The sequence below is a fragment of the Hoyosella sp. YIM 151337 genome, assembly GCF_026041215.1.
GTDB lineage: Bacteria > Actinomycetota > Actinomycetes > Mycobacteriales > Mycobacteriaceae > Hoyosella.
Map to the genome: position 1 here is coordinate 1 of NZ_JAPEIQ010000035.1, position 14,193 is coordinate 14,193.

Here is a 14,193-nt window from a genome sequence, read left to right on the forward strand (position 1 = left end):
GGTGCTGGCATGACACCCATCCTCTCGGGGAATCAGACCCTCCACCAGACGCGGGGCGATTCAGAACACGGCTTCGCTGTTGGTGCCGGAGATGCCGTAGGTGGCGTCGATGGCGAAGCCGTTCTGGTTCCAGGTGGAGGCGCTGATGGTTTCGGTTTCGTGGGGGCCGATGGTGTTGGTGGGGGCCTGGATCCAGTCGCCGTAGGGGTTGTCGGAGCCGTGCAGGTACATGGTTGTGTCGGTGTTGTTGGTGATGGACATGGTGATGGTGGCGGGGTAGTCGGGGATGGCGGCGTGGGCGGTGCCGGCGAGGGCGGCGGTGGTGCCAGTGAGTGCGAGGGCGGCGAGGCCTGCGCCGATGATGATGCGGCGGCGGTGGTTCTGGGTGCGGGCGGTGCTGGTCATGGTGGTTATTCCTTTCCGGGGGCTGCCGGTGTGTTCCGGCGATGAGATAACTTTCCCGCGAAACCAGCCCCGTCACAGTCCGCCTGCCAGCCCAAACACCGTACGAACGCGCCTTCCCCCAATCGGGGGACACACGAGCACTTGCACCCCGCCGCCTTGTCCATGCGATCCTCATAGCGCTAGGCTGAGTTAAGGGAGTTGCGATGAACTCAGTTGAATCCGTGATCCTCGAGACGCCTGAAGCCGAGGCTGTGCGCGCCTTTTATGCTGATGCGTTTGGTCTGGACGATAAGGTACAAGTCCGCGAGTCAGACAGTCGCACTACCGGATTCCGCGGCTTCACGCTGTTGTCGCTTCCCAGCCCGCCAACGCTGATGCTCTGATCGATGCCGCAGTGAGCGCCGGAGCGTCCGTTTTGAAACCCGCGAAAAGGAGTCTGTGGGGTTACGGTGGTGTCGTGGAGGCGCCGGACGGAGCAATATGGCAGCTCGTGTCGTCATCCAGAAAGAACACCGCTCCTGCAGCGAAGCAGTTCGATAGCATCGTGCTTCTGCTCGGCGTTGCTTATCTGCCTGCGGCAAAACGGTTCTACATTGACCACGAGTTCGAGGTCGCGAGAAGCTTCGGTGGCCGGTACGCCGAATTCGTCTCAGCACCAGGGGATATGGGTCTTGCTCTGCATCCACGTAAGTCTCTCGCCAAGGTTGCTGGCGTTCGCGATTTTGGTGACGGTTCGCATCGGCTCGTGATTACAGCCAAAGAGGGGACGTTCACCGACCCAGACGGATTCGTTTGGGAGTCGAACCCGGCGGCGTAGCCAGACTGCAATACTGCCTTCCGAATTTGACTACGGATGTCACCGTAAAAGCCGTTTTTTCACCGATTTTCGGTGACCTCCGTAGATGGATTCACGATGGGGGATCTGCAGTGTTTAACCAATCGGTAATATACAAATCGGTACGGCGTTCGTTTGTCGGCCGCGAGCTAGGGGAGTGATGACCGTTGGGCACGGCCGGAACAAAGGGCGTACCCCGAGCCGTGCGTGAGGCTCAGTTGCTCGACATCGCCGCCGAGCAGATCGCGCGTGCCGGTTACGCGGGACTGTCGATAGGAACCGTCGCGAGCCAGGCTGGTGTTTCAAAGCCGCTGGTGTATGCGTACTTCCAGACGAAAGACGGCTTGTACATAGCGTGCGTCGAGCGTGCGGCATCAATTCTTGGCGAGGCCATCGCCGCAGGGGCCGTCGGCGACGGCCTACAACGAGCCAAGGAGACTTTGCGGTGCCTGTTCACCGCGCTGGAGCCGCGACCGATCGACTGGAATGTCCTCTTTGATCGGTCTCATCCCGCCGAAGGTCCCGCTGCCGACGCCGCCCGGAATGCACGACGACGCATCGCCGAACAGACCCGAGAAGGGGTCGCGGCTGCTTTCGCGGGCAATCCCGTCGCCGACGACCCCATTCAGCTAGCAGCCATGGCCGACATCTGGATGGGCGCCGTTTCCGCGCTGGTGAACCGATGGCTGCGCCATCCAGAGCTCGATGCCGAGCTTATGGTGGAACGCAGCCTGGCCCTCATGGACAACCTCGTCCGCGCCGCCGCTGGACAGCACCGAAGCTGAAAGCGACTTTTCCTCGAACTGACACCGGATGCCGAAGCCTCTTGGCGCATAATTGACCATCTAGTAATATCCTTGGTGGTCAGTTAAAGGAGCAGCGATATGTCGACAGCGGTGAACTACGCCGAAGAACTCAACGCGCTATCAGAGGCGTCGGTTCGCAAACACTTCCAGGCCTTCGTCGACATCCCATGGGACGACCCCGCCTACGAGATCGTGCCGAACGATCCGCGCTGGAAGCTCCCGGCTGTTGACCCGCTCGGTTCGCACTCGTGGTACCTGTCGCAGACTGAAGAGCGCCAGATCGAGATCGGACTCATGCGCCAGGCGGATATCGCCAAGGTTGGGGTGCATTTCGAAAACCTGCTGATGCGCGGGCTACTTACCTACGTCGTCTCGGTGCCCAACGGTTCGCCGGAATTCCGGTACTCGATGCACGAAGTTACCGAAGAGACTCATCACACGCAGATGTTCCAGGAGTTCGTCAACCGCACCGGACTTGATGTGCCGGGTTCTCCGAGATACTTCCAGCTCCTCGGGCACACCGCACCGCTCATCGCCGTGATGCTTCCTGAAATCTTCTTCGCCGCAGTCCTTCTCGGTGAGGAACCGCTCGACCACGTGCAGAAGACGATCCTGCGAGCGACCGGGGAATTGCACCCGCTTATCCAGCGCATCATGCAGATTCACGTTGCGGAAGAGGCACGCCACATTTCGTTCGCCAATGAGTTCCTCGCAAAGAACGTGCCCGACCTGAACTTTGCCCGGCGCGCATTGCTGGCAGTGTTGTTTCCGCTAACCGCACGGATGATCGCCGATGTGCTGTCGCCGTCCTACAAATGGGCAGACATGGCGGGCGTCCCGCGTTCGGTGATCAAGGAGCTCTACTACAACTCCGACGACGGCAGAGACCTGCTCGCCGAGATGTTCGGTGATGTCCGCCGACTCGTCGACCGGATCGGTTTGCTCAACTCCGTCACCCGCCCAATCTGGAACTCCCTTGGCGTGGGCGGTCGGCCGTCCCGGTTCCGCGGTGAGACGGCAGAGTTCACGGCCGTCGCCGAGTAACCCCATGCCTCACGTCATTACCCAGTCCTGTTGCAACGACGGATCGTGCGTCTCGGCATGCCCGGTGAACTGTATCCATCCCGGACCAAATGATCCTCGATTCGGCACATCACAAATGCTGTACATCGATCCGGCCGGTTGTATCGACTGCGGCGCATGCCTCACAGCGTGTCCGGTCGACGCGATCAAACCCGACCGGCGCCTCACCGCCGATGAAGCGGTGTTCGCGCATGTCAACGCCGACTATTTCGAGGAGAACCCGCACGAGGACCGTGCCCCGCTCGGCCCGGTTCGACCCCGGGTTTACCTGGACGAATCCCAATCGCGCCTGCTGCACGTCGCGATCGTCGGCTCGGGCCCGGCGGGGATGTACACCGCAGACGAAATCCTGCGCCATCCCGGAGCGCGCGTTGATGTCTTCGAGCGCTTGAACGAGCCGTTCGGTCTCGCCCGGTTCGGCGTCGCGCCCGACCACCGGCGCACGCGTTCGATCACCGACCGCTTCCGAGTCATCGCCAATGACAAGCGCTTCACATACCACCTCGGAGTCGAAATCGGCAAAGACCTGACGCATGAGCAGTTGGCCGCGAATTACGCGGCCGTTGTGTACGCAGTAGGCGCCTCCAGCGATCATCGACTCGCCATCGAAGGCGAAGAACTGGCCGGAAGTATGGCGGCCACTGAGTTTGTCGGCTGGTACAACGGCCACGTCGACCATCGAGCGGCAAAGGTGCGGCTCAGCCACTCGCGGGTCGTCATTGTGGGCAATGGCAACGTCGCGCTTGACGCGGCTCGCATCCTCACTGCAGACCCCGAGCGGCTCGCGGAGACTGACATCTCCCGCGATGCCTTGGCTGCGCTTCGCCGCAGCCGAGTCTGCGAAGTTGTGCTGCTCGGGCGGCGGGGGCCCGAGCATGCGGCATTCACGCTGCCGGAGCTCATCGGTCTGCAAAGCCTTCCAGATGTAGACATTATCGTCGACAACGGTGGTGAGCCGATCGCCGGGAATTCTCAGGCCGCAAAGATTCTCGCGGAAATGGCCGCCGAGCCGAATCGGGGCAGGCGGCGAATCGTTCTCCGTTTTCGAACCGCCCCTGTGCGTGTCGTTGGCGCCGAACGCGTCGAGGGCATCGAAGTCGCGCGAACCAAGCTCGTTCCCGCAGCGGACGGGTCACTTCGCGCCACACTCACCGATGACACGGAAATAATCGAGACGGACATGGTGCTGCGGTCGGTCGGTTACCGCGGACGCCCGATCCCGTCCCTTCCATTCGACGACAAACGCGGCACGGTACCCAATGACAAGGGTCGCGTCACCCCCGGCACCTATGTCGTGGGCTGGATCAAACGAGGCCCAACTGGATTTATCGGCACCAACCGGAATGATGCGCAGGAAACAGTCGCGAGCCTCATCGCGGACGTGCGTGCCGAGCGGATCCAACTGAAGCAGCGGCAACGGCGGCGCATGTGGAGGAAGGTGCTCGTGTGACAACGTTCGTAACGCGGCTGCTATCCCTGTAAACAGGACTTCGTCATGCTCGATCCTTCCAAGAAGCGGGCGCGCGGCGTCAGACCCGGACAACCCTTAGGTTCCGGTGGGTCTTCAGACCAGCCGGGCACCTCGCGTCCAGTCATCGTTAGCTGATCATCAGGACGCGGCTGAGAAACTTTCGCTGCCATGGTGTTTCGACAGCGCGCAGGTGATAGGTCCGGTGAATGAACTCGACAGCATCGTCTGGCGTCATGCCGTCAATAACAGCGAGTGCGGCTAGCCCAGTCCCGGTACGACCAACACCGGCGCCGCAGCAGAGCTCGACACGCTCGGTTGCGAGAAGGCTATGTGCGCTGCGCAGTTGTCGGACAGCCTCACTAGGATCGCTGGGTACCCAGAAGTCGGGCCAGCGCACCCACATGCACCTTTGGCGCACCTGAGGAGGTCGACGCCACGTAAAGCACATCGATACAGTCGGCGGTTGCCCAGTGACAGAGCCCCTTCGCAATCCGCGGCCGCGTGCCCGCAGTCCAGAAGGGAAGACAACCAGACCGGGTGTTTCGTCCCGCCACGGGTCGGCAATTGGGTCCGGAGTCGAAAAGTCACTGAATGACGCCATCCTGAGACGATATCGGCTGCGATGACTGGTGCTACTGCCTCGGCATACGCTTTCAGCAACTCAGTCATTCGACTGACTTAATTGGGAGGCATGAATGCACGACGTCGACGTCATCGTGGTAGGCGCGGGACTCTCCGGATTGAGTGCGGCACGCAGGCTGGAGGCGGCCGGCAAGACCGTGCGGGTTCTCGAAGCGCGTAACCGGGTCGGCGGCCGTACCGAAGGTGGCGTGGTCGAGGGGCATCCGATCGAGCTGGGAGGAACCTGGATCGGCGAGGGGCATAGCGAAATGTATGCACTCGTGGAAGAGCTCGGTCTTGAAACGTTCCGGACCTGGAACGACCAGGGCACGCTGCTTCTCGACCTTCTTGGCAAGCAGACACGCCTCGCCCCGAAGAAGGGGGCCATTCCCAAACTGAATCCGATCGCGCTGGCCGACCTGTTTCAGGGGCTCATTCGGTTCGGCCGGCTCGCGCGCAGCGTCGACCCGGCCAAGCCCTGGTCCCACCCGCAGGCGCATAACCTCGACGGTCAGACCTATGAGACATGGGTGAGCAAGAACCTTCGGACTCCGTCCGGTCGTGCCTACTTCCGAATTCTCGCCGAAGCGATCTTCTCTGCCGACTCCACCGACTTGTCCCTGCTTCATGTGCTCTTCTACACCGTCAGCAACGGCGATCTCGAGACGCTCATCTCCGTTGACGGGGGCGCGCAGAAGGACCGCGTCCTCGGAGGCTCCGTACTGGTGGCGCAGCGGCTCGCCGCGGGGCTCGACGTCCGGCTGGGTGCCGAGGTCGCCGACGTTTCGCAGACTGCCAGCGGCGTGGTCGTCCGCACTCGATCCGGTGAGACGCACTCCGCGCAGCGAGTCCTGATCACGCTCCCTCCAACCCTTGCGGGTCGCCTGCATTACGAACCTGCGCTTCCCGCCTGGCGTGACCAGCTCACGCAGAAGCTCCCGGCGGGAACCGTGATCAAAAACTTTGCGGTCTATCCGACACCGTTTTGGCGCGAGAAAGGCCTCAACGGTCAGGCGGTCTCGGATCAGGGGCCGGTCAAAGTAACCTTCGACGTCTCGCCGCCCGGCGGTGAAGTCGGCATCTTGATCGGCTTCGTTGAAGGAAGTGAGGCGCGTCATTGGCAGCGCCTACCAGCGGACGAGCGGCGTGAGAGTGTGCTCAGATGCTTTGTCCGGTACTTCGGCGCGCAGGCCGAAAACCCGATCAATTACGTCGAGAAAGATTGGAGTGCAGAGGAATTCACGCGCGGCTGCTATGGCGCCCACTTCGCACCGGGTGTGTGGACCAGCTATGGCGAGGTTCTCCGCAAGCCCGTCGGCCGACTGCACTGGGCGGGCGCCGAGCACGCCATCGAGTGGAACGGATACATGGAAGGCGCAGTCCGATCTGGTCGGCGAACCGCGGACGAGATCCTCGCGGCTCTCTGAGCCCTCGAATACCAGTGCCTGCTCCTCATCCCGAGGACGGTGACCATGGTTGCTGCGCGCTCAGCGGGAAATACTGCGTTGATGATCCAGCTCGGGTCCTCGGACCGGCCGACGCGGGCCTGTAGAATATCGGAACAGACTGGTGCGCACCACCTTCCGTTGCGAGGCTGACCGCGCACGGTTTCCCAACGAGGATCGACTGCCCGCGTAAATGCCGAACGACCATGGTTCCAATGCTCGTTGACGAAGGGGTCGTAGAGGACGCCGATCCAGGTTGCACCGAGTTCGCCGAGCAGACCAACAAGATCGGTTTCGGCGATCCCGAGTTCCATGTGTTGCTCGGTGGGTCGTTCACGCCAGTGCATTATTGTCTCGGCGTCGTCGGCGAACCAGTTGTGGCGTTCGGTCGGTGACCACACGCAACTTTGTTCAGCCACCCGGTCAGATTGGTGGTCGAGCTGACGTCGGGGCTGACGGTCACCACGCGTGCGGCAATGGCGGGAGCTTCAGGCGACCGGTCGAGCAGCACCTGCCCGAGTGCGGCTTGGGTGGTTGAGGTCGCGGGTGGGGCACGGGCGACGTCGCGGTCGCCGCGCACAGGCGTCCCTCGGCGGAGTCGGGCGCGAACCGCCGCCATGGACGGTTGACGTCCTGGCCGATCGTGTCGGCTAATTCGGCGAACTGTTCGGTGGTCAGCAACGAGGAGTGGTTCTGCGGGTGGCCCTGGGGCGGCAGCCCGAAGCCTTTGACGGTAGGCAAAAAATGACTGTTGGCCGGTGGTTGTCGATGCATGTGTCGGCGCTGCGGAGCGCATCGATGTCGTGTAGAAGCTGATCGCCAGTCGTCACGGCCCCGCTCCAGAAGCGCGCCAGGGGTATTCGCTCGGGTGGTGACGCGACGGCGACGCTCGAAGGCCCAGCAGGCCGCTACACCCAGTATGGGCAGCAGCCAGATCGCGGCTGCCCAGAGGGTGCGGCGAGCCCGGCTGAGCTGGGTATTCCGGAGCGAATGTCGCAGCGGTGCAGGCTGCGATCCTGGCGACCCGGTTGGGAATGAATTCACCCGTGCCGGTGACTAGTTCGCGCAGCCATGCGATTCGCTGATCCTGGGTGAGCGCGGGCGAGACCGCTGGTCGGCTGATTGTCACGGTTATTTCCGCCCGGGCAAGGAAGACGCGGATGAGCACCCTGGAGAGATCATCCGTGAGGACGTGCTCGCCGAACTCGTGCTACAGCGGCGGGACGGGCAGTAGCCCCCGGTGGGGCCCGTGAAACAGGCCTGCCACTAGCCTGAGTATTAGCCAGATCGGCTCGTGATCACGACCCAGCTATCGCCCCTCGCGTATGCGGAGCAAAGTAAGCGCGGCGACAACGTCTGTTGGGTTGCGAACGAACGGTTTCGGCAGGAGTTCATCGACTCGGGCAAGACGTCGATCTACTGTGTTTCGGTGCGTGTAGAGGCGTTCGGCGGCGCTGGCCCGGTTTAGGCCTTCCTCGACGTACGCGAGCACAGTTTGGTGGAGTACCGGGCTAGCCGCGGCCAACTCGCCGAGAGTGTCAGCGACGAATTGGTCTGCTTTTGCGACGTCGGCAGACATCAGGTCGACGAGGTGCACGTCCTCGTACCTCACGACAGTTAGTCGTGAGTCGAGTCGGGCGAGCAGTCTCTGAGCCGCCGCCGCGTCCATGTGTGTTCGCCGGAAGCCGGCAACGCCTGCTGCAGGACGTCCAATAGCGACGCGGACCCCCGGATAGCTTCTCATGCGTTCGGCTACGGTCTCAGATGAGGGCACGTTCGTCGCGGGCAGCCAAAGCCAAAGTGCCGCCGTGCCGGCAACCACGGTAAGCCTGCAGTCCGCTCCGCAAACGCGCATAACTTGCTCGCTCACGGGGTCAAGGCTGTTCGTGTTCTTGTCCGAGTCGGTCCACACGATCGCCGCAACATGGCTACCTGTAAGGGCGTATCCGAGCTGCGCCTCGGCGCGGGACAGCTTCACCTCGGAACCCTGGAGCAGCAGCTCGACCGTAGCGTATCTTTGTAATTGCGACCCGCCTGCCAGTTCCGCTCGCACGTCGTCGACGCGGCGCGCGAGCGCCGCGATTGAGTCGTCGATGAACGTCGTCATCGAATTCCCCGAAGCCTCGACCAACTCGCGGAGCTCGGCCGCGTTCGCTGTCGCCGCAAAACACTCCTCGAGCCACCACTTCCACATGACGCGTTGGACCGATCGCCACGATGTCACGTCGTCTGTGGTGAGGCCTCGAAGCACAACGTCTCGTGCGTAGATCTGCATCTCGTCGCTCGCTGCGGCAGGGACACGCTTTCCTGGGTCGGCAATGTTGGCAGTGAGCCAATGCTTGAGGTTTGACACCGTCAGCCGCGCGTCTGCCTCTGCCAGCACAGGATCCTCGGAGATAGCCCGGTAACGAGGATCACTCAGTGACGCCGCCACCAACTCCTGATGCAGTTCCTCGCGCCGTGCAAGCAAGGACTCGGCGATACCCCGGAAGAGCTCACGGACGACGTCCGAGGGCTCGGGCCATAGGCTGTCACTCGTCACCAATCAATCCTTTCACCCGCAAGGTGCTCGGCGACGCTGAACAGATCCTCCAGTCTGGACCCTGTGTCCGGTCCACCATCCGCCACAGTTGGCCCGCACCGACACGGCCCCCTCTCAGACCGGCGCGTGAGTGCTCAACGGCCGGACTCTAAGCCGAGGTAATCGGCCAATTCCTGGTAGTTGACCATCCACAGCCCGGGCGACCCCGTGGGGTACTGTGAACGGAATCCGAGCAGGCCTTGCACGCGCGGCGATAGAGTCTCTACGACCGATCGATCCACGAGGAACGGGTATGCTTCTTCGCCGACGAGGTAGCCCGGGTTGAACGCGAAGCCTACCGCGCGGCGGTACTCGTCCGTCGTCACGTTTGCGCCGCCGCCGTGCACCGTCTTGCCGCTGAAGAACAGCGCGTCACCCGCTTTCATCACAGCCGGCACCGTTTGCGCCGGGTTTCCTCGATCCTCGAAGTCTGGCCAGTGATTGCTCCCGGGGATTACTCGGGTGGCCCCGTTTTCCTCGGTAAAGTCGGTGAGAGCGATGAGGAAGTTGAGAATAACCTCTGGGCCGGCCGGTCCCATCCCAACGAACGGGAACCAGTTCTCCAGGTCGCGGTGCAGCATCTGCGCGTGGTTCCCGGGACCGATCTCGATGACCTGCGCGGTGGTCATCCAGTACGTACCCGATTCCGGATGGAAGATGTCGTCGCACAGCTTATGGACGAGGTTGTTGTCGATGATCTCCTCGCGAAACACGGCGCTGCGGCTCACCAGATTCGTCAGCCGCTTCGTGTTCGCGCCGTGGAACTCCTTGGCGATCTCGTCCGTGTGCGTACCGCCTGGCGCAAGGGCGGCCAGATCGTCATCGATGTCCGCGTTGAACCGCGCGACCTGGTCTGCGGTCAGAAGTCCCTCGATGACGATACCCCCGTCGGCATCGACGACGGAGCGGATGTCGGCGACGCTTGCGGTCGCGGGGAGCCTGCGAAGCTTCTGTTCGGTTGTGGTCATTTTCGGGTCATCCTTCTGTGCGGCGTATCGAGAGGCGCCGAAGGGCCGGCGTCCGATCTCGTAATGGACCCGCCAGCATCTGACACTCACGCTGTGGCGTAGATCTCATGGCGTAGCTCTCACTATCTTCCTCGAAGAGGTGCAAGCCAAGGGTATTTACCAGCGAAGATGCGCAGCGGATGGTGAGATTCTCACCATCCGCTCCTGTCTGCGCAGGTGAGGCGGTCTGCCACGAAGTTCGGATGCCCGAAGTGTGAATTCGCCACCATCTGTGCCGCCAAGACGCTGCGATCTGTTGTGGCGCGTGACACTCCGTGGTCGGCAATCTGATCACACACAGCGGCGACATCCGGCGCGGAGAGGATTGATATGAGCATCCCGACGAACGATCTCGGCTACTTCGACGTTGTGATCATCGGCGGCGGAATCTCCGGCATCGGCGCCGCCTCGTACATCACCAAGGAGTTTCCCAAAAAGACCATCGCTCTGCTGGAGGCACGTGACTCGGTCGGAGGCACCTGGGACCTGTTCCGGTACCCCGGCATCCGATCCGACTCGGACCTGCATACCTTCGCGTACGAGTTCAAAAGCTGGCGGCACGACAACGCGATCGCCGATGCTCCCCTGATCCTTGACTACCTCGAGGAGACCATCGAGGAGTTCGGCCTCACCGACCTGATCCGGTACCGCCATCGCGTGGTTTCGGCGTCCTGGTCCAGCGATGACGCAGAGTGGGTTCTCTCAGTAGACGTCACGGACACTGATGGGGACGTGGCTCGCCGGGTGATCAAGGCCGGGTGGGTGTACTTCGCTACCGGCTACTACCGGTACGACAAGGGCTACACCCCCGATTTCGAGGGCCGTAGCGCATTCCGTGGAGATATCCTGCACCCGCAGTTCTGGCCCGAGGGCTACGACCACAGTGGCAAGAAGGTCGTGGTCATCGGCAGTGGCGCTACGGCGATCACGTTGGTTCCGTCGCTGCTCAAGGGAGATCGGCCAGCGGAACACGTCACCATGCTGCAGCGGACGCCGACCTATATCCTGTCCATGCCACGGGTCGACTCGATTGGGCTCAAGCTAACCCGGCTGCTCGGCGAACGCCGTGGCTACCTGGCCACACGATGGAAGAACATCTGGCTGGACTGGGCGATCGTCACGTTCCTCACGAAGTTCCCCGGCCTTGCCCGCAAGGTCATCCGGTATCTTAACGCCAAAGAGTTGCCTCCGGGCTACGACGTCGACAAGCATTTCAACCCGCCGTACGATCCCTGGGATCAGCGACTGTGTCTCGCTCCCGACGGCGATTTCTTCACTTCCATCCGCGAAGGCGGCGCCTCCGTCGTGACCGATCGGATTCAGCGCTTCACGAAGAATGGCATTCTGCTGGAATCAGGCGAGGAGCTCGAAGCCGACGTCATCGTGACTGCCACCGGACTCGACCTTCGGCTTCTAGGTGGTATCGATCTCTCCGTCGACGGACGCCCCGTCGACGTTGCGCAGTCGGTGACGTACCGCGGGCTCATGCTGTCCGGGGTGCCGAACCTATTCTTGGCCCTCGGCTATACGAAATCGTCGTGGACGCTCAAGCTCTCTCTCCTTGCGAAGAGCCACGCAGAGATCCTTCGCTACATGGATGCTCACGGCTACGACACCGTTGTGCCACTCGCCGATGACGGGATTGCCACCCGAGCGATCCTCGACCTGGAAGCCGGATACGTGCTCCGTGCGAAGAGCTCTCTTCCTCGACAGGGGGACGCGGCTCCCTGGGTTATGAAGAACGTCTTCCTGGAGGATCGAAAGCTGTTCCGCACACCCGTGATCACGTCTCACTTGAAGTTCAGTTCGCGCCTCGAGCGGGAGGTTGGTGCTACCGCCGGTCGCGCTTCGTCTGAGGGTGGGCGAGGATGAGCACAACCGCGGACCGGAACGCCGTCGGTGGCACCGGTCTGTCGGCCGCGGAGCGTGTTCAGCGTATGGCGTTCACTGTGCTCGGCCGCCTTCCACGTAGCTTGCTGCGGCGGCTGGTACCGCGCGTGATCAACTCCGACGGCGACGTCATGGCTCCCGAGGTTGCGGTGCTCATGAGACTGTCCGCAGCCGGCCCTGATCTCAGTGATGGTGCGGTTGCGGAGGCACGGGTCTTCATGGAGACCGACGCCAGAACGTACGCAGACACAGCACCGGGAGTATCTCGCCAGGACTACACCCTCCCCACTGGGATAGCAGCCACTTTGTTCACGCCACCACACGCTGGAGATGGCCTCGTGCTCTTCTTCCACGGGGGCGGATTCGCACTCGGCAACGTTGCCGCTTACGACGGTCCCGTGTGCACAATCGCGACAGCGGCGCGCGTGCGAATCCTTTCAGTGGAATACCGTCTGGCGCCAGAACATCCGTTCCCCGCGCCGATCGAGGACGCCATCGCCGCGTGGAGATTCGCCCTCGACTCTGCCACCGAGTGGAACGTCGACCCAGCGCGGATCGCTCTCCTTGGCGATAGCGCCGGAGCGACCATCGCAGCGGTCCTCGCGAACGAACTTCGGGCCGAATCCGTGCGGCCAGCACTCCAGGTGCTCATGTACCCGTCGACAGACTTCGACGGCTCTCACGGCTCGCGGACGGAGTTTGCCGACAGTCCCGCGCTAACCGCCAAACAGATCAGCTGGTTCGCAGAGCTCTACGTGCCGGATCCCGAGCAACGGTCGAATCCTCGCGTCTCACCTCTCCGAACCCGCGATCTGACCGGAGCGCCACCGACGCTGATCACGGTTGCGGGATTCGACCCACTCCGGGATGAGGCCATTGCCTACGCCAAACGCCTGCGAGATGCAGGTGTGCCGGTTCGGCTCCTACGTGAGGGCGACCTTGTCCATGGCTACATCTCGATGACACTCATCAGTCCAGCCGCGCGCGCGGCGGTGAACCGAGTCAGCCGGGTACTCGCCGACACCGTTGGTTTCTGATCGTCGCGTCAACTTCTACCACCATCTGTCCGAAAGGCCCCGCTATGCCGAGTGATGACCTGCTTCGCACGTACGCCGACCGCGTGTACCGCCTGACTCTCAATCGTCCCAACCGACTCAACGCCCTTAGTGACGACATGCTCGACGGGCTCACCAGTGCGCTCCGCGACGTTCCGGAGAACGCCGTTGCTGTGCTCATCGCAGGTGAAGGCCGATCATTCTGCAGCGGACACGATCTCAAGCAGGCCGCGCAAGACGGACCTCTCAATACGCGGACCGCCCGCGCGGTCGCCGAGCGCATGCAAACGGCGGCAATCGCCATGCGATCCTGCCGGGTACCGATAATCACGCGGGTCCAAGGGTATGCCATCGGCGGCGGAGCAGAGATCGCGTTGAGCGGCGACATTGTCCTCGCATCCGATGATGCCGTCTTCCAATTCACTGAGGCAGCCGTCGGTCGCGTTGTCACCAATGGCTTCACCAACCTACTTCCCAAGACCGTCGGCCCCGTCCGTGCCAAGCAATTGCTGCTCCTCGGGCGGCGAACGCCGGCGAAAGAGGCTTACCGTTTCGGGCTGCTCACCGAGGTGCACTCTGCAGACAAGCTCGATGCCGCCGTGGAGCAGGTGGTGGAGGACCTGAGTAGCAAATCGCCCTGGGCCCTGAGCGCAGCCAAGATGCTCATTGACCGCGGCCTGCAGGACGGATTCGAGAGCTCGATTGCGCTTGAGATCGGTGCCGCGATCGAGGCGGAACTCGGCCCGGACGCGGAATCCGGCGCGGCCTCCTTCGGCAGCTGACTGGCACGCGAAGATGAACCCCTCCGACGTCACAGTGACCTCGAGGGCAGCGCTGGGCTGAGGTGCTCGAGAGGCCGCGCCAGGGGTTCGGATCATCGGCAATGGCCGTGGTCATCCAGCTGTTGTCACCACGCTGGCGACGGGCCCGCGTGGTGAAAGCACCACCGGTCGTTCGCCGAAGAAGCGACTTCTGCGTGTGTCCCACAACATAA

At 62.6% G+C, this 14,193-nt stretch carries 14 protein-coding genes and 1 pseudogene; 9 read left to right on the plus strand and 6 right to left on the minus strand.

Annotated features, from left to right (window positions below):
- Window positions 1-60: 60 nt before the first annotated feature.
- Entirely contained in the window at window positions 61-405 is a 345-nt protein-coding gene (locus ONR57_RS17945; RefSeq protein WP_265124902.1) for a hypothetical protein, read from the minus strand.
- A 203-nt stretch (window positions 406-608) separates the two neighbouring features.
- On the opposite strand from ONR57_RS17945, the gene ONR57_RS23395 reads away from it, so the two are divergent.
- The 5 genes from ONR57_RS23395 to ONR57_RS17965 all read left to right on the plus strand — a co-directional run bounded on the left by ONR57_RS23395 (window position 609) and on the right by ONR57_RS17965 (window position 4,579).
- The gene (locus tag ONR57_RS23395; protein ID WP_308198708.1) at window positions 609-788 is read left to right on the plus strand and encodes a hypothetical protein; all 180 of its coding nucleotides are present in this window, start codon (window positions 609-611) and stop codon (window positions 786-788) included.
- A gap of 74 nt (window positions 789-862) precedes the next feature.
- Window positions 863-1,222, plus strand: coding sequence for a hypothetical protein (locus ONR57_RS23400; protein ID WP_308198709.1), 360 nt, complete (start codon window positions 863-865; stop codon window positions 1,220-1,222).
- 221 nt (window positions 1,223-1,443) lie between these two features.
- A complete protein-coding gene (locus ONR57_RS17955) occupies window positions 1,444-2,025 on the plus strand; it encodes a TetR/AcrR family transcriptional regulator (protein ID WP_265124903.1) in 582 nt (193 codons plus the stop codon).
- A 99-nt stretch (window positions 2,026-2,124) separates the two neighbouring features.
- On the plus strand, window positions 2,125-3,090 hold the full coding sequence (locus ONR57_RS17960; RefSeq protein ID WP_265124904.1) for a diiron oxygenase: 966 nt from the start codon (window positions 2,125-2,127) through the stop codon (window positions 3,088-3,090).
- Between the two features lie 4 nt (window positions 3,091-3,094).
- Window positions 3,095-4,579, plus strand: a complete 1,485-nt coding sequence (locus tag ONR57_RS17965) for an FAD-dependent oxidoreductase (protein ID WP_265124905.1) — start codon at window positions 3,095-3,097, stop codon at window positions 4,577-4,579.
- 148 nt (window positions 4,580-4,727) lie between these two features.
- Here ONR57_RS17965 and ONR57_RS17970 read toward each other — a convergent pair whose 3' ends face one another.
- Window positions 4,728-5,201 carry a protein-tyrosine phosphatase family protein gene (locus ONR57_RS17970; RefSeq protein ID WP_308198710.1) on the minus strand — a complete coding sequence of 158 codons (474 nt, stop codon included), beginning with the start codon at window positions 5,199-5,201 and terminating at the stop codon, window positions 4,728-4,730.
- A 94-nt stretch (window positions 5,202-5,295) separates the two neighbouring features.
- Between ONR57_RS17970 and ONR57_RS17975 the strand changes: the two genes are divergently transcribed.
- Window positions 5,296-6,648, plus strand: coding sequence for a flavin monoamine oxidase family protein (locus ONR57_RS17975; protein WP_265124906.1), 1,353 nt, complete (start codon window positions 5,296-5,298; stop codon window positions 6,646-6,648).
- A gap of 133 nt (window positions 6,649-6,781) precedes the next feature.
- Here ONR57_RS17975 and ONR57_RS17980 read toward each other — a convergent pair.
- From ONR57_RS17980 to ONR57_RS17995, 4 genes and pseudogenes are all read right to left on the minus strand, one after another.
- Window positions 6,782-7,472 (minus strand): annotated as a pseudogene (locus ONR57_RS17980) (pyruvate dehydrogenase); the annotation flags it as partial.
- Window positions 7,473-7,492: 20 nt separating this feature from the next.
- The gene (locus tag ONR57_RS17985; protein ID WP_265124907.1) at window positions 7,493-7,795 is read right to left on the minus strand and encodes a hypothetical protein; all 303 of its coding nucleotides are present in this window, start codon (window positions 7,793-7,795) and stop codon (window positions 7,493-7,495) included.
- 180 nt (window positions 7,796-7,975) lie between these two features.
- On the minus strand, window positions 7,976-9,208 hold the full coding sequence (locus ONR57_RS17990) for a CdaR family transcriptional regulator (RefSeq protein WP_265124908.1): 1,233 nt from the start codon (window positions 9,206-9,208) through the stop codon (window positions 7,976-7,978).
- A 134-nt stretch (window positions 9,209-9,342) separates the two neighbouring features.
- Window positions 9,343-10,215: a phytanoyl-CoA dioxygenase family protein gene (locus ONR57_RS17995; RefSeq protein WP_265124909.1), complete on the minus strand. Its 873-nt coding sequence runs from the start codon at window positions 10,213-10,215 to the stop codon at window positions 9,343-9,345.
- A gap of 369 nt (window positions 10,216-10,584) precedes the next feature.
- On the opposite strand from ONR57_RS17995, the gene ONR57_RS18000 reads away from it, so the two are divergent.
- Genes ONR57_RS18000 through ONR57_RS18010 form a run of 3 tightly spaced genes read left to right on the plus strand, consistent with a single transcriptional unit; the run spans window position 10,585 to window position 13,981 of the window.
- Complete coding sequence (locus ONR57_RS18000) at window positions 10,585-12,126, plus strand: NAD(P)/FAD-dependent oxidoreductase (protein ID WP_265124910.1); 1,542 nt, start codon at window positions 10,585-10,587, stop codon at window positions 12,124-12,126.
- On the plus strand, window positions 12,123-13,181 hold the full coding sequence (locus tag ONR57_RS18005) for an alpha/beta hydrolase (RefSeq protein ID WP_265124911.1): 1,059 nt from the start codon (window positions 12,123-12,125) through the stop codon (window positions 13,179-13,181). The genes ONR57_RS18000 and ONR57_RS18005 overlap by 4 nt, the downstream gene beginning before the upstream one ends.
- Before the next feature lie 44 nt (window positions 13,182-13,225).
- Window positions 13,226-13,981: an enoyl-CoA hydratase/isomerase family protein gene (locus ONR57_RS18010; protein ID WP_265124912.1), complete on the plus strand. Its 756-nt coding sequence runs from the start codon at window positions 13,226-13,228 to the stop codon at window positions 13,979-13,981.
- Window positions 13,982-14,193 lie beyond the last annotated feature (212 nt).